Genomic DNA, 18129 nt, shown 5'->3' with positions numbered 1-18129 from the left:
CAGTCGATGATAGCGAATCGAACCCGAGAATGAAAGGCGCAATCAGGCGCGCTTTTCGCGTCTTTTTAAAATGAAGAAAGTACCGAGTATCAGGGCAAGCGTGGCCACGCCTCCGATGCGCATGAATCCCCAGGCGAAAGGCGAGTACTTGCCTTCGATGGGGTCATACCGAAAACACGATAGCATGACGGCGTCGACGATGCCGCCGATCTCGCCGTCCGAGGCCTCGACCAGGGCCAGGCGGTAGTCGCGCGGCTCGAACTCAATGCCGAAAAGATACCGCGAGATCTTGCCATCGGGCGTTACAAGCACAAGCGCCGCCGGATGCGAAAAGTCCTTCCCGTCCTTTTTATACCGAAATCCGACGGCGTCGGTGATCGCCTTGATGTTCTCTTCGCTTCCCGTAAGAAAAGTCCAGGCATCGGACTTGAGATCGGGTCCGCCCCCTTCTTTCAAGGCTTCGCGGTAGTTTTCGCCCTTCATCTTCGCCATCATCGGATTATCTGCCGGATTGATGCTCAGCGAGATGATGGTGTAATCGCGACCCGGCAGCAGATTCGGCGTGGCCTTGACGGCCTTACCGATACCGTTATAGATATAAGTACAGAGGCGAACGCATTCGAAATACGAAGGAGCGATGAGAACCGGTTTGCCATTTGCAAAGAAAGAACGCAGCGGCACAGACTCTCCGGCCTCGTTCTTGAACATGAGATCAAGCGGAAGCGTTTCGCCTGGCTTCTGATCGACCCCCACGCCTTCGGGCTCGCGAGAGGTCTCGGCTGTAAGCGGCAACATAGATACAAAGAGAAGCACGAGCGGGGCGAGGCGGAACATGTCGCCAATAAAGGCCCGCTGCTTTGAGTCGTCGAGCGAAAACGCTATGGGAGCTTTTGGTTGGAAAATCCCCCTTTATAAGCCGTGAACCGTATTCCGCCTGAAAAATGAAATTCCCGCGAACGATGTCTGTTTTCTGATTCATGAATTCTTCACCGATCGAGAAGGCGCGAAAGCTTGTTCGCTCTTTTCCCGACCTTGCAAACAAACTCGAAAACCTTGAGGCCGAAGGCACCTACTATAACGGAAAGGCCTCGGTGTATTTTGGTGACGATGAAAAGGTAACGCCGACACTCCTGGCCGAATGCCTTTCTTATTATATAGACATCGACGAACAAGAGCTTCCCGAAGAGAAGATACCGCTCGGCCGCTCAAAAATGAAAGGCCTGCCGCATCTTCCTCCTTCGCTGGAATGGCCGAAGAAGCATTATTTCTATGCACAGCTGAACATTGCTGATTTCAAGAAGTACGATATTGAGAACGTCTTTCCCGATAGCGGCATGATCTATATCTTTGATAACGCCTCGGATGACTTCACCGTTCTCTATTATGACGGTCCGATGGACGTGCTTCGGCCGGTACCGTATCCGCCGGCAAAGAGCCTGCCCGAGCCCGAGTATTTTCTCGAAGAGTATCGCGACAGCACGTCGTTACTCAGCTTTTCGCCGCGATTCATCTTCTACGTCGCCGGCGATGCCTATGATTACAGGGCCGTGACGGCCGCTCTGCCTGCAGATCTTGTAAAAGAACTCGAGAACATCCTGTCGGCGAAGATCAGCGACTGGAATCCGAGCCTGCGCATTTTCGGACGTCCGCTTTTCTGGCAGGGAGAGGACGAAGAAGGTTTCGGGGATGGCGACGACGAAGATTTCGATGATGAGGACGAGGGAGACGATGACGGCGACAGTCAGTGCGAGAGCGATACCGAAGTGGACGAAGAGGACGACGAAAGCGACGGTATGGCCGAAGATCGCTCCATCCTCATGTTTCATGATGAATACGGCGAAGGGAACATTCACATCTTCATTGGAGCGAAAGACCTGCGACAGGGCAAACTGTCAGAGGCGTATGTGAGCTACTCGGGCACCTGAGACCGACTGAACTTGAATCCCGCTTGACGCGAAGATCCGGGGCCGTCTCCTGAGAGCATGTCGCTTACATCGCTTCGCTTTCTGAGTATTCCGGCCCTGCTTCTTTCGCTTTCCTGTTTCAACAGGGTAAACCTGAGCCTCGGTCCGCAGAACGAGTCCATGGTCACCCTGCACGAGACGACTCTTTATGAGACGCAGTCAAACCGCCTGCCTGTTCCGGGAACCGCGCAAAAAAACGTACTGCTGATCCCCATTGAAGGAGAGATCCTCGGTGAGATGGATCCTGGCGGCGGAGCGGTGTATCCCGGTCGTATCCAGCGGCTTTTTGAAGCGGCCTCTGCCACACGTTTTGACGCCATTCTTGTTAAAGTGAGCTCCCCCGGCGGTTCGGCCTCTGCATCCGATACGATCTATCGCATGATCCGGCGTTACGCTCAGGCTCGTAACGTTCCAGTTTTTGTGCATATCGAAGGAATGGGAGCATCGGGCGGCTATTACATCGCCATGTCGGGCGGGCATCTGAATGCGGCGCCTGTCTCTCTGGTCGGTTCGATTGGCGTGATCATCCGCACGTTTGGCGTGCAGGGGCTGATGGAAAAGGTCGGAGTGGAATACCGCTCGATCAAATCGGGAAAAAACAAGGATATTCTTTCTCCGTTCAGCGAGATGACCGAAGAGCAGAAGGCCTCTTTGCAGAAGCAGATCGATCAGAACTACGAGACCTTCCTTTCCGTTATCCGTACCGGCCGCGGACAAAAGCTGCCCGATGCCGTTTTGCGCCGCATCGCCGATGGAAATATCTACAATGCCGAGCAGGCGAAGGACTTTGGACTGATTGATACGGTCTCTCCTGTCGAAGATTATCTCAACTACATTGCGCGACAGATCGGCGCCTCGGGAGTGCGTGTGTTTTCCTTTCTGCCTGAAGGCAGAAAGGATTATAACATCTACAACACCGCATTGCCGACGGGTATCTCTCCCGAAGCACGCTTGATGCGACTGGTCCGAAGCGGCGTGTATTATGTTTGGGAAGGCGGGCTCTGATCCGTCCTATCTCGCGGGAGATATACATGAGAATTACAGGTTATGTGCTTGTAGCGCCGCTTTTCAGCGCGGCGCTTTTGATTGGTTGCCAGAGTTCGCAGACACAGGACGGAAACGGCAGCTCTGAGACGTCCACAGAACGATCGACGGATCAATCCGGCGAGCCCGGTATTGAAAAAACGCAACAAGAGCCACAGACGCGCAAGATTCAAGGGCAGGGTTGCATTGGCGGCAATTGCGATACGGGAACGGGAACCTTTATTTATGAGTCGGGCGATCGCTACACCGGACCTTTTGAAAAAGGCCAGCGTGAAGGCACCGGCGTGATGGAATACGCAAACGGCGACCGATACGAGGGAGAATACCACGCCGACATCCGACAGGGAAACGGCACCTATATCTTTCGCAATAAAGACGTCTACGCCGGTCGCTTTAACGCCGGAGGCCGCGAAGGCAAAGGCGCTTATACCTTTGCCGAGACGGGCGAGGTCTTTGAAGGCGAATTTGCAGAGGACGGACAGAAGGCGAACGGTTTTATTAAGCGAGGCGATAACTACTATCTGTGCAAGATTACCGATAGCAAGTTGTTCTGCACTACGACCCCTGTGAAGGATCCCGGTAAGCTGCGACAGTAATCCGGGGCTGACGTCTGACAGGGGCGAGCGAAGGCCCGAATGGCCGGGCGACCTGCGAGGAAAGCGATGATACGACGACTGATCCCCCTTATCCTGTTGCCTGCGCTGGCCCTGACGTGCAGCAGCATCCCCTCTGGCAAAGAAGGCGAGGCGGCCGAAAAGCTTGCCGCCGACATGCTTCAGGCAGCCGGACTGCCTCAGTGGCAGAAAACGGCCGCCGTTGAGTTCACGTTTGCGGGTATGCGCTCCCATCTGTGGGATAAAGCCCGCGGCCTTGTACAGTATCGCAAGGGCGATATTGTCGTCCGCTTCAGCAAGGATAGCTTTCGCGGCGTCGCCTACGAAAAGGGCAAGCGCATCGAAGACGGCAAGCGTGTGTGGAGTCTGATCGAAGAGGCAAACAGCGCCTTTATCAACGATACCTTCTGGCTGCAGCCGCTCTTTCATATCAGCTCGCCCGGGGCCCGCCGTTATCTGATCGAGCCAGACAGCTTGCGAGTCACCTTCTTTGAAGGCGGCGTCACTCCAGGAGATTCGTATATCTTCACGCCGGCCGCCGACCGTCGACTGCAGAAGATGCAGATGTGGGTGAAGATCCTTCCCGTAAAAGGGGCCGTCGCTGAGTTCACGGAATACACCATAACTGAAACCGGCGTTCCTGTTGCCCTGCGCCGCAAAACCGCGGTCAAAGACATCGTGCTTTCGGGTGTGAAGTTTTACGGCGCATTTCCGCCGGCCGGGCAGAAGGATCCTTTTGCCGACTTAGTACAGTGAACCTGTTGCCTTCTTGCGAAAAAGGGTGGACGGAAGGGCGAGAAGCAATGACCTTATTCAGGTAAAGACTGTGATGACGGACTGGAATTTGTAAAAGACCTGGAATAGTGCCGGCGAATTCATTTCGGGCGTGGTTAGCTCAGGTATGTTGAAAGAGCAAACAGGTGAAGAAGTATGTCAAAGATGACGTTGACAGAATTGAAAGAGGCTTCGACGACCCTGACGATCCAGGAAAAGCAGGAGCTTGCATCTTTCCTCGTTGAGTATGATCGCGAGGTTTACCTGTCTGCAACCGTTGTTGCAGAGGCCAGAAAAAGGGCTGATTCGGTAATCAAAGGAACAGCAAAGACAGTGGATGGCGACAAGGTCTTGCAAAAGGCAATAGCGCTTGCGACTGAAGAAGTATAGGTTACTGGCGGAAGCCGAAGAAGAGCTTTATTCGGCCATTCTCTACTATCGTCATGAATCAAACAGGGCATCCAGAGACTTTGTGTCCGCTTACGCTCGGGCGCTGAAACTTGCCCGAGCTTTTCCACATGCGGGCGCACCGGTTGACCTGCCAGTTCGGCAGATGATTCTCGGGCGATTTCCATACAGCATTCTCTATCTCTTAAACGAGAAGGATGACACCCTCTATATCGTCTCTGTCGCTCACCAGAGCCGCCATCAGGACTACTGGAGAGGTCGTCTTGAAGATAATGCTGAGTAATCCCGCTTGCTATTCCCCTACACCTTGATGCGCTTGCGTTTGATGTACAGTTCCAGGCCGGAGCGGGCCTCATCGCCGATCTTCTTCTGAACGGAGGGCGTCCAGCCAAGCAGGCGGCCCGAGATTCCAAGGGCCATGCCGGCCCATCGCCACAGCGAGAAACGATCTCTGTGCTCGACGATCAGCCCGTCTTCAAAACGGAAGCTTGCCGAGATGCGGTTGTGAATCGGACGTCCGGTCTTTGCGAACGAATACCAGGCCTGCCACTTTGCCTGCCCGGTGACGCCGTCCGATGCAATATCTGAAAACTCGATGCGAAAGTCAGAGGAGGCCCGTTCGCAGAGCATCTGCCACATGGCTCCGATACGCGGTCCGCGCAGCTCGCCGAAAACAGGATCTGAAAAGACGGCCTTCTCATGATAGCATTGTGCCATGGCCGCTCCGTCGCGACGGGAGAAGGCCTCGTAGAAACGATTGATTAGCTCAGCTGACATCGGTAATTAATGGCCACATTTGTTTTTCGAAAGACAGCATCGATTATCTCTTTGTCGCACTTTGCTGTTCAATTGAAACTCGATAGTGCAGACAGTATTTTATCCTCATTGCTTTGCACCTGCAGCCCTCAATATCTGAATGATTTCTTCGTGATGGTTTGCTGCCGCGACTTCTAGAGGCGTTAAACCGGCTCTCGTTGTCACATTAACATTCGCGCCAGCATGAATCAACGTCTTTAGAACACCTGGGTTACTGTATTTTGCTGCTATCATGAGGGACGTCCAACCATCGTTATTTGTTGCGTTAACGTTTGCACCGGCCGCAATTAAAGTCTTTACAACTTCGGTGTGCCCCTCTGCGGTTGCTATCATGAGGGACGTCCAACCACTGTTTTTTGTTGCGTTAACGTTTGCACCGGCCGCAATTAAAGTCTTTACGACTTCAGCGTGCCCCTCTGCGGTCGCGATCATGAGAGCAGTTTCTCCGTCCTCTTTGGCAACATTCACCTTCGCACCGGCCGCAATTAAAGTCTTTACAACTTCGGTGTGCCCCTTTGCGGTTGCTTTCATGAGAGCAGTTTCTCCGTCCTCGTTGGCAACATTCACTTTCGCACCGGCTTTAATGAGCGCATAAACAATATGAATATTACCATTCGAGGCTGCTTGCATGAGCGAAGTATCTCCGTTATTGAGAGCAGTATTGACATCAGCGCCTGCTGAGAGCAAGATGATTGTAACATCGTAGTGATCATCGTCGACTGCAGCCAATAAGGGAGTATATCCAAAAAAAGATATTGAATCGACTATTGCTCCTCGGGAAAGTAATTCTATCACAATGTCCGTTCGACCATACGCAGCGGCTTTCACGAGAGAATTTCCATACTCAGTTGACAGATTAATTTCAGCACCAGCCGATAGCAAAACCTTCACTATCTCACCTTGACCATTGGCTGAAGCGATCATCAGGGGAGTTTCGCCTTTACTGCTAATGGCATTTGTATCTGCACCAGCGGCTATGAGCGTTTTAATAATTTCCATATGTCCATTCAACGTAGCTAGCATGAGTGGAGTCCATTTCGTATCCTCAGATGCTTTATTTACATTGGCACCGGCAGATACTAGAATCTTTACAATTTCCGAATGCCCATTTTCCGCCGCTATCATGAGAGGGGTCGGGCCTTCTTCTATACCATAGAAACCATAGGGCAGTTTTTTCATGGATGGTGCATTTACATTGGCTCCGGCAGAAACCAGAATTGTGACAACGTCTTTATGGCCGTTCTCCACTGCCATAAAGAGAGTCGTCTTGCCACTTTTGTCAACCATATTGATGCTGGCCCCGGCGGCTGATAGTATTTGTACAATTTTGGCGTGGCCAGCCGCCGCGGCAAACATGAGAGCGCTGTGCCCGTCTTCTGATACAGCATTAACATTAGCACCGGATTTAATCAGTATTTTGATGTTCTCGATATGCCCTCTTTCCGCAGCGAACATCAGAGCAGTCCGACCATCTATTGATGCAGTATTGACATCTGCACCATGAGAAATTAACATTTGAACTAGGGCGAATTGATCGCTCTGACTCGCAAACATGATTGGCGTCTGCCGTAAGTTATCCACAGCATTGACATTCGATCCATCAGTCAGCAGTTGTTTGGTCAATGCGATATTTTGTGAACGAACTGCGTCTATCAGCGGTGGGCAGAGCAAGGCTATGATATGTGGATCGCTGGCTAATTCGATGGCGGTTTTGCCGTCACTGTTCTTTGCGTATCTGTCTGCACCTGCATTTAATAGTAACTGGACCATTTCGGGAGTTCCACTGGAAGCGGCATACATCAACGGTGTCCATCCCGAATCATCCGTGGTGTTGACATTGGTGCCATTCTTGATTAATCGTTGAACCTCTGCGGTGTCTTTGCTTTCTACCGCATATTGCAATGTGTTGCAGCTTAAAAGAAAAGCGAAAAGTAAGTGGGTGGTGAGCTTGCCAGAAGCTTTGAGGAATTGACTGGCCTGCTGCAACCTTCGTTCAGTCATGCGACCTCCGCCGTTCACTTCAACCATTGGTAGATTATGAATGGGCATCCGATCACTGACCGGGCTTAACCTGCTGATCGGGCACGATCTCTTCGACAAGGTTCTCGGTATGATAGCCGATATCTTTCAGATCGGCCTCGTATTTCTTGAGGATCTCTTTGCGCTTCGCCGCATCCTCTTCAAGATGATAGGCGGTGAGAATGGTCATGAGTCGGGCGTTGCGATACTGATCGATGGCACGGTCGGGGCGACGAAAGCGAATCATGTCGTCGCCAAGTCTAATCTGGCTTCGCGCAACGCTCAGGCGATGGTGGGCCTCGGCGATCGCAAAATACGATACCTTCTGATCGGGGTCCGTTTCCATGCCCGCTATCTGCTGTGTGATATCGGCGGCCATCTGCACGGTCTTTGTGCGATACATCTCACTGAACTTCTTATAGAGATCAAGGGCCCTGGCGCGCGATGCGACGAGATGCCGGTAGGCGTCAAGCGGATCACCGCCATAATAGCTCTCTATGGCCTTGCGATAGATGGCGGCCACGTCGGCGTATTCTTTATCTGACCCGGCAACATCCTTGCCCATATTGCGTACCAGCACGCCCAGTCGTCGGATGTCGATTTCGACGCTCTTCTTCAGCTGCTCGATGTTGCGAGACGCATGATGTCGTTCGAGATAGTCAGAGGGTGCCGGTTCATCGACCGGGTCGCTGCGATCGGATTGCCGGCCCGTCTGAGCAAACATGGCCGTCGGAGCTAAGGCGAGAGAAAAGCAGAGGGCAAGCATTGCGCGAAATGTCAGGCTGGCCCGATGCGCGAGAAAAGGATTGGACCGCAGGGTGAAAGAGCGGAAAAATGCAGAGAATGTATGCGGGATCATTTGCAGTGAATTGTGATAGCGGGTCCTCTTCTTGTAAATCAACTTTTCTTTTGAAAAACACCTCAAAATTACGCCGTGGCTTTTCGCCAGCGCTCCTCCGGTCTTTTTTGCGCTTATTCTCGCGCTCAATAGGAAAACGCCGGCTGAGCCATCTGGTGGCAACGCTCGTCTTTATTCCAGCCTTCTGGCTGCCTGCCACGCTTGCGGCGCAGGCCGAGGCCTACGTCAATACAGGGATGCGCAACGTTCGTATTGAGCCGGCGTCGGCGTCGGCCTTTAGCGGACTTTCGGCCAATGAAAGATCGGTCGTTGCCTTTGCGATGATCTCACGCAACGAAGGAAATCTGTCGCGTCGTTCTGTGGTTCTTGATGCTCTGAATGCCCTTCCCGATAAAGATGCCTGGCGAGAGGCGGCCGCTCTATATTTTGATGGCAATGCCGCCTCCCGTGCCGCACGCCTTGCCGCCCTTGCTGCCCGCCAGGGAGCATCGTCGCCGGCGGCTCAGCTGCTGCTCCTTGAGAAGCCGAGTGCTCCGCCGGCCGCCGATAGTCTGTCTGGCTTTGGTCCGGCGCTGGAATCTGCCTATGCGGCCAGGCGTATGCTTGATGAGAGCCCGAAGACGGCCGCCGATATACAGCGAATCCTGATTCTTCTTGAACTGGCGCTTTCCGATGCCGGCGATATTCCCTTTGCCGATCGCCTGCTTGTCGATCTGCCCGATCGCCTTGATGCGGCCGGACTGTCGCTTGAGGCGGCCATCATGGCGCGCGCCATTCAGCGACAGCGACCGATCAAGGAGCTTGAAAAGAAGGTGCCGGCCTATCTGCTGCGAGCCGGCGATTTTCACGGCGCCCTGAAAACGTCGGAATCCCTTGATCCGATGATCTATCGCAATATGCGTCGGGCCATTCAGGCCATGGACTGGATGATCCTTGCCTCGGATTACCGCAAGGCACTTGAGATCCATTCAAAGTATCTGGCCGAGGCGCGTCCGATCGGCGACGATGCCTTCAGCGGCTTTGAGCTGAGTCGCAGCCTGCTGCGCACGCGCTCGGCGGTGCTGCTTTATCTGCTTGGCGATTCCAAAGAGGCGTTACTCTCTCTCGATGCGCAGACGAAGAGCAAGAAGTTTGATATCGATGTCGGCTATGCGCGGCTTTTACAGGCACAGCTGCTTTTCGAAGAGAACATGGATCTGTCGCGACAGATTGCCGAAGACCTGACCTACAGGGCGCAGGAAAGCTCGCTTTATCTGCTTGAATACCATGCCACCGTTCTTGAAGGCCTTGCTCTGCAACGCCAGGGAAAGGACTATATGGCCTGGATCAACTTCGTGAAGGCGCGCGGCATAGCGGCAAGCCATCTCAAGCATCCGCCGACAGGCGCCCTTGCGCTCGGGCAGATGCTTGCCGGTCTGAAGTTGACCCCCGGCGGATCGTTTAAGGCCTATATGGCCGAGATCCTTGCTGCGGAGGATGCAACGGCAGAGCATGAGGCCATGCAGCTATTGCGTTTCGGCATGCCGGCCAGGCATCGTCCGCTTCTCTGGAAGAAGGCGTTGCTTGAGAACCTGTCGGCGCGCAGGCTGAAGAACGACGTCGTCGAAGCATTGCAGGCGTTTCTTGAACGCCCCTCCGTTCATGGCGCATCGGCCAACCCGGGCGGACTCACAGGTCTTGCCGATGTGAGGCTCTGGAATCTACAGCCGTCGGGCATCTCGCCTCAATCGTTTCCTTTACAGAAGAACACGGCTCTGCGAGAGAAGAGCAAGGCGCAGATGCTGGCCTCACTTACTGAGGGAGCAGTCTTTCTTATCTATTCAAAGAAAGAGGCGCTCTTTGTGCATCTGAGCGGCGAGCCTGTGGTTATGAAAAGCGGATTCATCCCGCTTGCCTGCCTTGCCGGCGAACAGGGTGGCACCTGTCCGGAAGCAATGAAGCCGCTTCTCGATGCGCTTGCTACGTCGAAAACGGCCTATTTTCAGGCTGGCAACATGCCTGCGTTCAGCATTCTCTCCAGTCCGCAGAAGCTCGACTGGCGCGTCGTGCATGCGCCCGACCTGATCGCTGTGAACGCAGCATCTGACGGAGGAGCCTATCGACTCTGTTCTTCGGCCGAACTTTCACAGCGCAAGGCAAAGACCATTTCGGGCATTCGTGAATGGAAGGGTTCTGTGCTTCTATTGGGAGCCTTTCAGCGACGCAGTGCGACCAGTCCGGTCTACCTGAGCCAGATTCGCTGTAACTCTGAGCCGCGCCTCTGGGATCTCGATCGTTTCGTGAGCATCCCCGCGCAATCACGCTGGATCAGCCCTCTGACGTCGGCCGGCGAGGCGGAGCTGGCCCGGCTGCTCACACGGTCCGGAGCGGAATGGATCCAGTACGACGAGAAAGAGGCCGACGACGATCTGCTCGAAGAGCTGATCGACGGAGAAAGACCCGATGGTCGCTATCGTGTTATCAAGGCCTCGTTCGCTGAGTGAAAAAGCGGTCGGTGCACTCGCTACATCGACTGTGTTTAAATATGGCTTGCGAACAGGCATTCGGCTAAAAACCTCGAACTATGACCGAAAAACGTTCGAGATCGTCGGGATCTCAGAAACCTGAGGAGCGGAACGAACACGAATCCGCTCCTATCGTCGAAGACGAAGAATCTTCGGGCAGTACGGTCGGCTCCCTTATCTCTCTCGCCATCCTCTTTTTTCTCGTTTTCGCTTTCAAGCATTCCGTGCTTGATGCGAATAATATTCCCAGCGGTTCGATGATTCCGACGCTCAAGGTCGGTGATTATCTTTTTGTCAATCGCATGCGCTATTCTCTGCGCATCCCCTTTACAAACGTCGAAGTCATGCGCATCGATAACCCGCAGCGTGGGGAGATCATTACGTTCAATCCTCCTCATGAAGAGGGCAAACAGTACGTGAAGCGCGTCATCGGCGTGCCCGGCGATCGCATCCGCATTCGTAACCTCTCAGTATGCAGTTCAGACCTGAAACTGAAGAGGGCCTTGCAAGCCGACTATGATTGTAATCTGTCGCCGTATACGAAAATCCCCGTTATCGCCATCATTGAATACAAGCCGGCAGCTGAGACGTCAGAGGAACGAGATGCCGCTCCCTGGCAGACCTTTGCGCTGACAGAGATGGATGGCGTGAAGGCGCGTCAGGTGCTTACCGATTCGGACGATGCTGAGGTATTTCATCCTGATCTCTACGAAAACCCATCAGCCGCCGAGCTGCCCGTTCTCTTTCGCGCGCAGACGGGAAAGAATGAGCACTATTTCGTGGAATGGTCCGATCCGCCGCGACCCGACGGTCTTTGCGATACGTGGGAGACGACAGGATGTGTGATCCCCGAAGATCATTATTTTGTCATGGGCGATAACAGGGACGACTCCAAGGATTCTCGCTTTGCGCCGGTCAGTTATATCGGCCGGGAGCGTATTCTCGGGAAGCCTCTCGTTATATACTTTTCGATCGACTGGCGCGATCAGATCTGCTATGCATATATGCGTAACTTCGGTAGCTTTCAGGATCCCGGAGCGCCCCGCGGTTTTGCGCTCGAAGACTTTCCTCCGGAAGAGCAGCAGAAATACTGTACGGACCTTGATTCCAGGGCGGCGATGGGCAGCGAGACGATCTCAGGATATGTGATCCGCACGCTTTTCTATCGCATCCCGCGGATGAGCGTGCGCTGGAAGAGGATAGGCACCTTTCTCGAATGAATAATACCCGGGTTCCTGGATCGCAAAGACCAGACATCCCGGTCTACGACGTCCGTCCTTGAGGTAGAGCTGTAATCCGGCGACGGCCTCTTTGCGTGAGCCGGCGCGACAGGCGACCACCTTTGAGAAGGCGACGAAATACTGAAAAGAGCGGATGGTCTCAATCTGCCACACGCTTATATAATCGGCAGGAAAGACAAAAAGGAGAACGACGATGTCAGATCGAAACAGATCCGGTCAGGTGGCAGAGATGGGCGTCTATCTTGGCATCGTCTTCGAGTTCATCGGTATGCTGGGTTTCTCAGGATTGGTCGGCTATGCCCTGCAGCGCTGGGTCTGGCCCGAGCAGGGGGCCCTGGCGTTTCTATTTGCCATGATGGCCGGCCTTGCCATCGGCATCTATCACATCATGCAACGGGTGAAAGATCTTGAGAGGCGAAGTAAGAATCGAGATAAGGAACCCGTGAAAAGAAGTCCGACCGTGGACGATTCCCATAAGGCGCTCGACGAGCTGCGACAGATGAACGACCGGCTTGATGAGATCAAACGGAAGAAGCGATGAATCCGATTGCGTATCTTCTGGTTCGCTCTCTGTTGCCGCTTCTGGCCGTCCCGCTTTCCTGTTGGATCAGCTGCCGTTTTCTGAATATATGCGACTGGCAGGACTGGCTGCTCTATCAATGGCCGTCGTATGTTGCCTGTTATATTCCGCTCTGGGCCTTTTTATGGATGCAGCATATTGAAGAACAGAGGCGCGATCGCACGCATGACGAACGTGTGAAGGTCGGACTCAGAGCGTTGAATGCCGTGCATGCCGGCGTGCTTCTGCGATTTGCAGCGACGGCAGCGGTGCTCTTCTACTGGAAAGATGAGAAACTTTATAAACCTGTTTATGTTTTTTTGATGCACATGGCATCCTTTTTCGTTTTTCAGCTTGCCACCCTGATCAGTTGCAAAAAATCAGCATCAGAGCCATGAGAAAAATTAGTTTAGTTCTTTTACTGTTTTTCCTTTCCGGTCATCTGGCCGCCGAAGACCATGCCGAGCATGCATCTTCGGAATTCAATCTTGAAGAAGTCCTTGTTCACCACCTGATGGATTCGCCGATTTTCGAGCTGAACATCGGTGGCGAGAAGGTTCGTCCGGGCGATCCGGCCTTCGAGAACGACCCCTACCGTCGCTACGTCTTTAAGGACGAGCAGGGCCTCTATAAGTGGCAGGGCGGTCTGCCGCTGCACATCACGAAGCGCGTCGCTATGATGTGGGTGGTTTCGATCCTCATGCTTGTCGTCTTTATCGCAGGCGCACGCAAGATCGCTCGTGATTATTCGAAGATTCAGGGTCGCTTCGCCGGCGTGGTCGAGGTGCTCGTGAACTATGTGCGGCATGATATCGCCGAGGCGAACATGCATCATCCGTCGCAGGGCTTCCTTGCTTATGTAATCACGGCCTTCTTCTTCATTCTCTTTTCGAACATTCTCGGTCTGTTCCCGCCTATCGGCGAGATCATCGACATTACGAAGAACCTCGTAACGGGCCATTCTATCGCTCATCATGCCGCTCCTGGCGAGCTGCCTTCGCCTCTTCTTGCGATCTGGCCAGGCATTACCGTAACGGGCGATATCGCCGTCACGTTCACGATGGCTGCGATGACCGTTGTCATGATCTACGCCGCCGGTTTCAAATATCAGGGCGTGCAGTACGTATGGCATGCCGTTCCGGGCGGAGTTCCGTGGTGGCTCTTCCCGATCATGTGGCCCATAGAATTCATCATCGGGCCGCTGGCTAAAGGCTTCGCTCTGATGATCCGTCTTCTTGCGAACATGACGGCCGGACACGTTATCATCCTGGTTCTGCTCGGTTTCATCTTCCAGTATAGATCATGGGGCCTCGTTCCTGTGTCGATGCTCGGTGCGGGTGCGATCTATCTGCTCGAACTGATGGTTGCCTTTCTTCAGGCATTCATTTTCACGCTACTCTCTTCGATCTTTATCGGTCTGAGCATGCACCGTCACTGATGTGACTCACTTAACGTAGAAGTAAAAAAGTAAAGGTTATAAGGTTAGGAGGAAACAACGACTATGATCAGCCTGGCATTTATTGGCGTTGGACTTGGAATCGGGCTCGTGGTACTCGGAGCAGGTCTTGGCATCGCACGAATCGGCGACTCTGCTGCTCAGGGCATCAGCCGTCAACCCGAGGCTTCTGGAGCCATCCAGCTTGCCATGATTATTTCTGCCGCTCTGATCGAAGGTGTGGCTCTCTTCGCTCTTGTGATTGCGTTCCAGATGGGCGGTCAGCTCAACAAAGAAACGCTCTCCGAGTTTGCAAAGAGCGCTCCGGCCGTCGAGCAGGCGCAATAAGGTTTAGAGGAAGCGAAGGAGGATCAGCATGATTGAGTTTCTCGCAGCGTCAGAAGGAGGAATCGCACTTCTGGATGTTAACCCCGGACTTGTAGTCTGGACCACAGTAACATTCCTGCTGGTTCTCCTCCTTCTCAACAAATTCGCCTGGAAGCCGATCATCAAGGCGCTTGATGATCGTGCTGACAGGATTCACAACGATATCGAGCGGGCGAATCAGCTTCGTAACGAAGCCGACACCCTGTTCCAACAATACCAGAATAAACTGAACGACCTGAAAGGGGAAGCTCAGGAGATCATCAACGAGGCTCGTAAAGACGCCGAAGGTTTGAAGAACGACATTCTGGAAAAGGCCCGAAAAGAGGCTGAGGAAATCCGGGCGAGAAGTCGTAAGGAAATCCAGCTGGCTATGGATTCGGCTCTTGAAGAGATCCATCGTCAGGCAGTTGATCTTTCGGTTGAGATTACCAAACGTGTGATCACACGCAATCTCACCGCCGAGGATCATAAGAAGCAACTGCAGGAAGCCCTTGAATCCATTTCAAGGAACTGACAGCCATGATATTTGAAACATTACCTGGAATATACGCACAGGCCCTGCTTGATTTAACCGAAAAGGATTTTGAAGCGGTGGCCGCCGAGTTCGGCGAGCTTGTGACCATGATGCAGGCTGAAGGAAGACTGCAGAGTTTTTTCGACAGTCCGCTCATCAAAGCCGAGAACAAGGTGCAGGTGCTTGAAAAAAGCCTGCGCGGGAAAGCGTCAACGACGCTGGTAAACTTTCTCTGCGTGATGGCACAGCGAAATCGACTGGCCGAACTGAACAAGGTCTACGAGGTGTATCGATACCTTGTTGATAACAAACTGGGCAAACGATCGGTTACCGTCGTTACCGCCTTTGCACTCGATGACGCCACAAGAGGCATTATCGAGAAATCGCTTGAGAAGTACTTTGCGTCGAAGCTGCACGTGTATTACGAAGTGGATGCCTCTCTCATCGGCGGCATCGTAGTCCGCTCTGAGGGACGTGAGATTGATGTGAGCATTCTGAAAAAGATCCGCAGCATCCGCATGCAGATGACGACGAAAAAAATCTTTGGAGAGAACTACTATGAAAATTAATACGGACGAAATCGTAAGCGTTCTGAAAAAAGAGATTCAGAGCTTCGAATCGAAGCTTGATCTGGCCGAGGTCGGCGAGCTTCTCTCCGTAGGTGACGGTATCGCCCGTGTTTACGGCCTCGATAACGTTATGGCGAACGAGATGGTCGAGTTCGAAGACGGTACGATCGGTCTGGCCTTCAACCTTGAAGAATCCTCGGTCGGTGTGGTCGTTCTTGGCGACTATCAGCATCTGCAAGAAGGATTCAAGGTTAAGCGCACCGGACGTATTCTTGAAGTTCCGGTCGGCGACGAGATGCTCGGTCGCATCGTGAACCCGCTCGGTCAGCCCATCGACGGAAAAGGCCCCATCAATACGAATAAAACCTATCCCGTTGAGCGTATCGCTCCCGGTATTGCCGCTCGTGAGCCGGTGAAGATTCCTCTTCAAACAGGCATCAAGGCCATCGACGGTATGATTCCCGTCGGACGCGGACAGCGCGAGCTGATCATTGGCGACCGTGGCACGGGTAAAACCGCCATCGCCATCGACGCTATCATGAACCAGAAAGGCGGAGACGTGATCTGTGTTTACGTTGCCGTCGGTCAGAAGGCCTCTAAAGTGGCAGCCGTTTATGAGAAGCTGAAAGAAGCCGGATGTATGGACTACACCATCATCGTATCGGCCTCCGCTTCAGACCCGGCGCCGCTTCAGTATATCGCTCCTTATTCGGGCTGTGCCATGGCCGAGTACTACATGTATGAGCATGGCCGTCATACGCTCGTTATCTATGATGACCTCACGAAACAGGCGAACGCCTACCGTCAGATGTCGCTTCTTCTGCGTCGTCCGCCGGGTCGTGAAGCGTATCCGGGCGACGTTTTCTATCTGCACTCCCGTCTGCTTGAGCGAGCAGCGAAGCTCAGCGAAAAGTATAAAGGCGGATCGCTGACGGCTCTTCCGATTATTGAAACGCAGGAAGGCGAGGTTTCGGCCTACATTCCGACGAACGTGATCTCGATTACGGACGGCCAGATCTACCTGCAGCCGAACCTCTTCGCTTCGGGACAGCGTCCGGCTATTGACGTCGGTATCTCGGTATCTCGTGTGGGTGGTAACGCTCAGACCAAGGCGATGAAATCCGTTGCCGGCCGTCTTCGCACCGATCAGTCGCAGTTCAAGGCCCTTGAAGCCTTCGCCATGCTCGGAACGGAACTTGATCCGATCACCCAGGCTCAGCTGGATCGTGGCTATAGAACGATGGAGATGCTGAAGCAGGATGAATCGCAGCCGTATTCCACGGAAGATCAGGTAATCGCCATCTTCGCCGTAACTCGCGGTCTGATGGATAAGGTGCCTGTCGACCAGTGCCGTCGTTTCGAGAAAGAGCTCCTGAAATATATGAGCGAAAGCCATGCCGAGTTCGGTAAAGGTATTCGTGAGAAGAAGGTTATCGAGAACGAAAAGGAACTGGAAGCCGTCATCAAAGAATTCGTTGATGCCTTCCTGAACAACCGCTCCGCCGACGTACGGGCGCAGAAATCCGCCTGATCGGAGGAAATGAATGGCCGGTCTTAAAATCATTAAAAAGCGGATTGGTTCTGTAAAGAACATCCGCAAGATCACCAAGACCATGGAACTGGTCTCCGCGGCGAAATCCCGGAAGATGATGGTGAAGGTGCACGACTCGCAGCCTTACGGCAACAAGATGATCGAGCTGCTTGACACACTTTCTGGCGTCACGGGCGAACTGGACCTTCCTCTTTTGAGGAAGGTCGAGAATCCGAAGAAGGTGATCCTTCTTATCGTGACGGCGAACCGCGGGCTCTGCGGCGGGTATAACGCTCAGCTGCTGAAGCTGGCACGCACTCGCATCAAAGAGTTGCAGGATTCTGGAACGGCCTTTGATCTGCATGTGATCGGTAAGAAGGGCCTTGCTTACTTCAAGTTCGTTAAGGTTCCCGTTGCGAAAAGCTGGACCAACTTTGACGATAACTTTCAGTACCATGACGCCCGGGCGCTTGCCGACGAATACATGCACGGTTTCGTTCACGAAGAATACGATCGTCTCGAGTTGATCGCCACTCGCTACATCTCGGCCGTCGTACAGCGCGCTGAAAATTTCACGCTCTTCCCGATGACGAAATCCGATGAGTCGGCCGAGACCGAGAAGAAAACGGCTAACGTTCTCTTCCAGCCTTCCGCTGAGGAGATCCTGAAAACGCTGCTTCCACATATGGCCGAGTATGTCTTTTATAAGACGCTGCTTGAGGCCGTTACGTCAGAGCAGATCGCCCGCCGTATCGCCATGAAGGCCGCATCTGATGCAGCCGGAGATATGAACAAGTCGCTGACCCGGATCTACAACCGGAAACGTCAGGCTGCGATTACGCAAGAACTTGCCGAGATCGTCGCCGGCGCAGACGCCATTAAATAAGGATT

Annotated in this window: 20 protein-coding genes; 16 read left to right on the top strand and 4 right to left on the bottom strand. The window is 53.4% G+C overall.

Translation table 11 applies throughout. From position 1 onward, the window contains the following. Positions 1–42 precede the first annotated feature (42 nt). The gene (locus LEPIL_RS07280) at positions 43–834 is read right to left on the bottom strand and encodes an SCO family protein (RefSeq protein WP_002771377.1); all 792 of its coding nucleotides are present in this window, start codon (positions 832–834) and stop codon (positions 43–45) included. A 143-nt stretch (positions 835–977) separates the two neighbouring features. Between LEPIL_RS07280 and LEPIL_RS07275 the strand changes: the two genes are divergently transcribed. The 6 genes from LEPIL_RS07275 to LEPIL_RS07250 all read left to right on the top strand — a co-directional run bounded on the left by LEPIL_RS07275 (position 978) and on the right by LEPIL_RS07250 (position 5087). Continuing rightward, the gene (locus LEPIL_RS07275) at positions 978–1925 is read left to right on the top strand and encodes a DUF1963 domain-containing protein (protein WP_002771375.1); all 948 of its coding nucleotides are present in this window, start codon (positions 978–980) and stop codon (positions 1923–1925) included. 57 nt (positions 1926–1982) lie between these two features. Beyond that, a complete protein-coding gene (sppA, locus tag LEPIL_RS21795) occupies positions 1983–2969 on the top strand; it encodes a signal peptide peptidase SppA (RefSeq protein ID WP_002771373.1) in 987 nt (328 codons plus the stop codon). A gap of 26 nt (positions 2970–2995) precedes the next feature. Then, the gene (locus LEPIL_RS21790; RefSeq protein WP_002771367.1) at positions 2996–3604 is read left to right on the top strand and encodes an MORN repeat-containing protein; all 609 of its coding nucleotides are present in this window, start codon (positions 2996–2998) and stop codon (positions 3602–3604) included. 66 nt (positions 3605–3670) lie between these two features. After that, positions 3671–4378, top strand: coding sequence for a hypothetical protein (locus LEPIL_RS07260; protein WP_002771366.1), 708 nt, complete (start codon positions 3671–3673; stop codon positions 4376–4378). 174 nt (positions 4379–4552) lie between these two features. Further along, positions 4553–4786, top strand: a complete 234-nt coding sequence (locus tag LEPIL_RS07255) for a hypothetical protein (protein ID WP_002771365.1) — start codon at positions 4553–4555, stop codon at positions 4784–4786. Then, entirely contained in the window at positions 4767–5087 is a 321-nt protein-coding gene (locus LEPIL_RS07250) for a type II toxin-antitoxin system RelE/ParE family toxin (protein ID WP_002771364.1), read from the top strand. The genes LEPIL_RS07255 and LEPIL_RS07250 overlap by 20 nt, the downstream gene beginning before the upstream one ends. Positions 5088–5104: 17 nt before the next feature. Here the strand turns inward: LEPIL_RS07250 and LEPIL_RS07245 are convergent, their stop codons facing one another. The 3 genes from LEPIL_RS07245 to LEPIL_RS07235 form a co-directional block, all read right to left on the bottom strand. Further along, on the bottom strand, positions 5105–5581 hold the full coding sequence (locus LEPIL_RS07245) for a nuclear transport factor 2 family protein (RefSeq protein ID WP_002771363.1): 477 nt from the start codon (positions 5579–5581) through the stop codon (positions 5105–5107). 105 nt (positions 5582–5686) lie between these two features. Further along, complete coding sequence (locus tag LEPIL_RS07240; protein WP_002771362.1) at positions 5687–7621, bottom strand: ankyrin repeat domain-containing protein; 1935 nt, start codon at positions 7619–7621, stop codon at positions 5687–5689. Between the two features lie 52 nt (positions 7622–7673). Continuing rightward, positions 7674–8363, bottom strand: coding sequence for a hypothetical protein (locus LEPIL_RS07235; RefSeq protein WP_143464844.1), 690 nt, complete (start codon positions 8361–8363; stop codon positions 7674–7676). 290 nt (positions 8364–8653) lie between these two features. Between LEPIL_RS07235 and LEPIL_RS07230 the strand changes: the two genes are divergently transcribed. From LEPIL_RS07230 to atpG, 10 genes are all read left to right on the top strand, one after another. Continuing rightward, the gene (locus LEPIL_RS07230) at positions 8654–10981 is read left to right on the top strand and encodes a hypothetical protein (RefSeq protein WP_002771360.1); all 2328 of its coding nucleotides are present in this window, start codon (positions 8654–8656) and stop codon (positions 10979–10981) included. An 80-nt stretch (positions 10982–11061) separates the two neighbouring features. Continuing rightward, on the top strand, positions 11062–12222 hold the full coding sequence (gene lepB, locus LEPIL_RS07225) for a signal peptidase I (protein WP_002771359.1): 1161 nt from the start codon (positions 11062–11064) through the stop codon (positions 12220–12222). A 214-nt stretch (positions 12223–12436) separates the two neighbouring features. Then, entirely contained in the window at positions 12437–12784 is a 348-nt protein-coding gene (locus tag LEPIL_RS07220) for an AtpZ/AtpI family protein (RefSeq protein WP_002771358.1), read from the top strand. Further along, complete coding sequence (locus LEPIL_RS07215) at positions 12781–13200, top strand: hypothetical protein (protein ID WP_002771357.1); 420 nt, start codon at positions 12781–12783, stop codon at positions 13198–13200. The genes LEPIL_RS07220 and LEPIL_RS07215 overlap by 4 nt, the downstream gene beginning before the upstream one ends. Beyond that, entirely contained in the window at positions 13197–14240 is a 1044-nt protein-coding gene (gene atpB, locus LEPIL_RS07210; RefSeq protein WP_002771355.1) for a F0F1 ATP synthase subunit A, read from the top strand. Before LEPIL_RS07215 ends, atpB begins: the two co-directional genes overlap by 4 nt. Positions 14241–14303: 63 nt before the next feature. Continuing rightward, positions 14304–14585, top strand: a complete 282-nt coding sequence (locus LEPIL_RS07205; RefSeq protein ID WP_002771353.1) for an ATP synthase F0 subunit C — start codon at positions 14304–14306, stop codon at positions 14583–14585. 28 nt (positions 14586–14613) lie between these two features. After that, positions 14614–15138 (top strand): F0F1 ATP synthase subunit B, encoded by a 525-nt coding sequence (gene atpF, locus LEPIL_RS07200; protein ID WP_002771351.1) that lies wholly within the window; start codon positions 14614–14616, stop codon positions 15136–15138. Between the two features lie 5 nt (positions 15139–15143). After that, positions 15144–15707 carry an ATP synthase F1 subunit delta gene (gene atpH, locus LEPIL_RS07195; RefSeq protein ID WP_002771350.1) on the top strand — a complete coding sequence of 188 codons (564 nt, stop codon included), beginning with the start codon at positions 15144–15146 and terminating at the stop codon, positions 15705–15707. Continuing rightward, positions 15697–17238 carry a F0F1 ATP synthase subunit alpha gene (gene atpA, locus LEPIL_RS07190; protein ID WP_002771345.1) on the top strand — a complete coding sequence of 514 codons (1542 nt, stop codon included), beginning with the start codon at positions 15697–15699 and terminating at the stop codon, positions 17236–17238. Before atpH ends, atpA begins: the two co-directional genes overlap by 11 nt. Before the next feature lie 13 nt (positions 17239–17251). Then, positions 17252–18124 (top strand): ATP synthase F1 subunit gamma, encoded by an 873-nt coding sequence (gene atpG, locus LEPIL_RS07185; protein ID WP_002771343.1) that lies wholly within the window; start codon positions 17252–17254, stop codon positions 18122–18124. Positions 18125–18129 lie beyond the last annotated feature (5 nt).

The sequence above is a fragment of the Leptonema illini DSM 21528 genome (assembly GCF_000243335.1).
GTDB lineage: Bacteria > Spirochaetota > Leptospiria > Leptospirales > Leptonemataceae > Leptonema > Leptonema illini.
The sequence above is the reverse complement of the archived record's forward strand: the minus strand, read 5'-3'. Positions and strand labels throughout refer to the sequence as shown.

What these genes read in the sequence shown, in the direction of transcription:
- atpH (WP_002771350.1), top strand. Translation starts at nt 15,144, where the DNA reads ATGATATTTGAAACATTACCTGGAATATACGCACAGGCCCTGCTTGAT.
- LEPIL_RS07235 (WP_143464844.1), bottom strand. Translation starts at nt 8,363, where the DNA reads ATGTTTGCTCAGACGGGCCGGCAATCCGATCGCAGCGACCCGGTCGAT.
- LEPIL_RS07215 (WP_002771357.1), top strand. Translation starts at nt 12,781, where the DNA reads ATGAATCCGATTGCGTATCTTCTGGTTCGCTCTCTGTTGCCGCTTCTG.
- LEPIL_RS07240 (WP_002771362.1), bottom strand. Translation starts at nt 7,621, where the DNA reads ATGACTGAACGAAGGTTGCAGCAGGCCAGTCAATTCCTCAAAGCTTCT.
- atpG (WP_002771343.1), top strand. Translation starts at nt 17,252, where the DNA reads ATGGCCGGTCTTAAAATCATTAAAAAGCGGATTGGTTCTGTAAAGAAC.
- LEPIL_RS07260 (WP_002771366.1), top strand. Translation starts at nt 3,671, where the DNA reads ATGATACGACGACTGATCCCCCTTATCCTGTTGCCTGCGCTGGCCCTG.
- lepB (WP_002771359.1), top strand. Translation starts at nt 11,062, where the DNA reads ATGACCGAAAAACGTTCGAGATCGTCGGGATCTCAGAAACCTGAGGAG.
- LEPIL_RS07255 (WP_002771365.1), top strand. Translation starts at nt 4,553, where the DNA reads ATGTCAAAGATGACGTTGACAGAATTGAAAGAGGCTTCGACGACCCTG.
- LEPIL_RS07205 (WP_002771353.1), top strand. Translation starts at nt 14,304, where the DNA reads ATGATCAGCCTGGCATTTATTGGCGTTGGACTTGGAATCGGGCTCGTG.
- sppA (WP_002771373.1), top strand. Translation starts at nt 1,983, where the DNA reads ATGTCGCTTACATCGCTTCGCTTTCTGAGTATTCCGGCCCTGCTTCTT.
- atpA (WP_002771345.1), top strand. Translation starts at nt 15,697, where the DNA reads ATGAAAATTAATACGGACGAAATCGTAAGCGTTCTGAAAAAAGAGATT.
- LEPIL_RS07280 (WP_002771377.1), bottom strand. Translation starts at nt 834, where the DNA reads ATGTTCCGCCTCGCCCCGCTCGTGCTTCTCTTTGTATCTATGTTGCCG.
- atpF (WP_002771351.1), top strand. Translation starts at nt 14,614, where the DNA reads ATGATTGAGTTTCTCGCAGCGTCAGAAGGAGGAATCGCACTTCTGGAT.
- atpB (WP_002771355.1), top strand. Translation starts at nt 13,197, where the DNA reads ATGAGAAAAATTAGTTTAGTTCTTTTACTGTTTTTCCTTTCCGGTCAT.
- LEPIL_RS07245 (WP_002771363.1), bottom strand. Translation starts at nt 5,581, where the DNA reads ATGTCAGCTGAGCTAATCAATCGTTTCTACGAGGCCTTCTCCCGTCGC.
- LEPIL_RS21790 (WP_002771367.1), top strand. Translation starts at nt 2,996, where the DNA reads ATGAGAATTACAGGTTATGTGCTTGTAGCGCCGCTTTTCAGCGCGGCG.
- LEPIL_RS07275 (WP_002771375.1), top strand. Translation starts at nt 978, where the DNA reads ATGAATTCTTCACCGATCGAGAAGGCGCGAAAGCTTGTTCGCTCTTTT.
- LEPIL_RS07220 (WP_002771358.1), top strand. Translation starts at nt 12,437, where the DNA reads ATGTCAGATCGAAACAGATCCGGTCAGGTGGCAGAGATGGGCGTCTAT.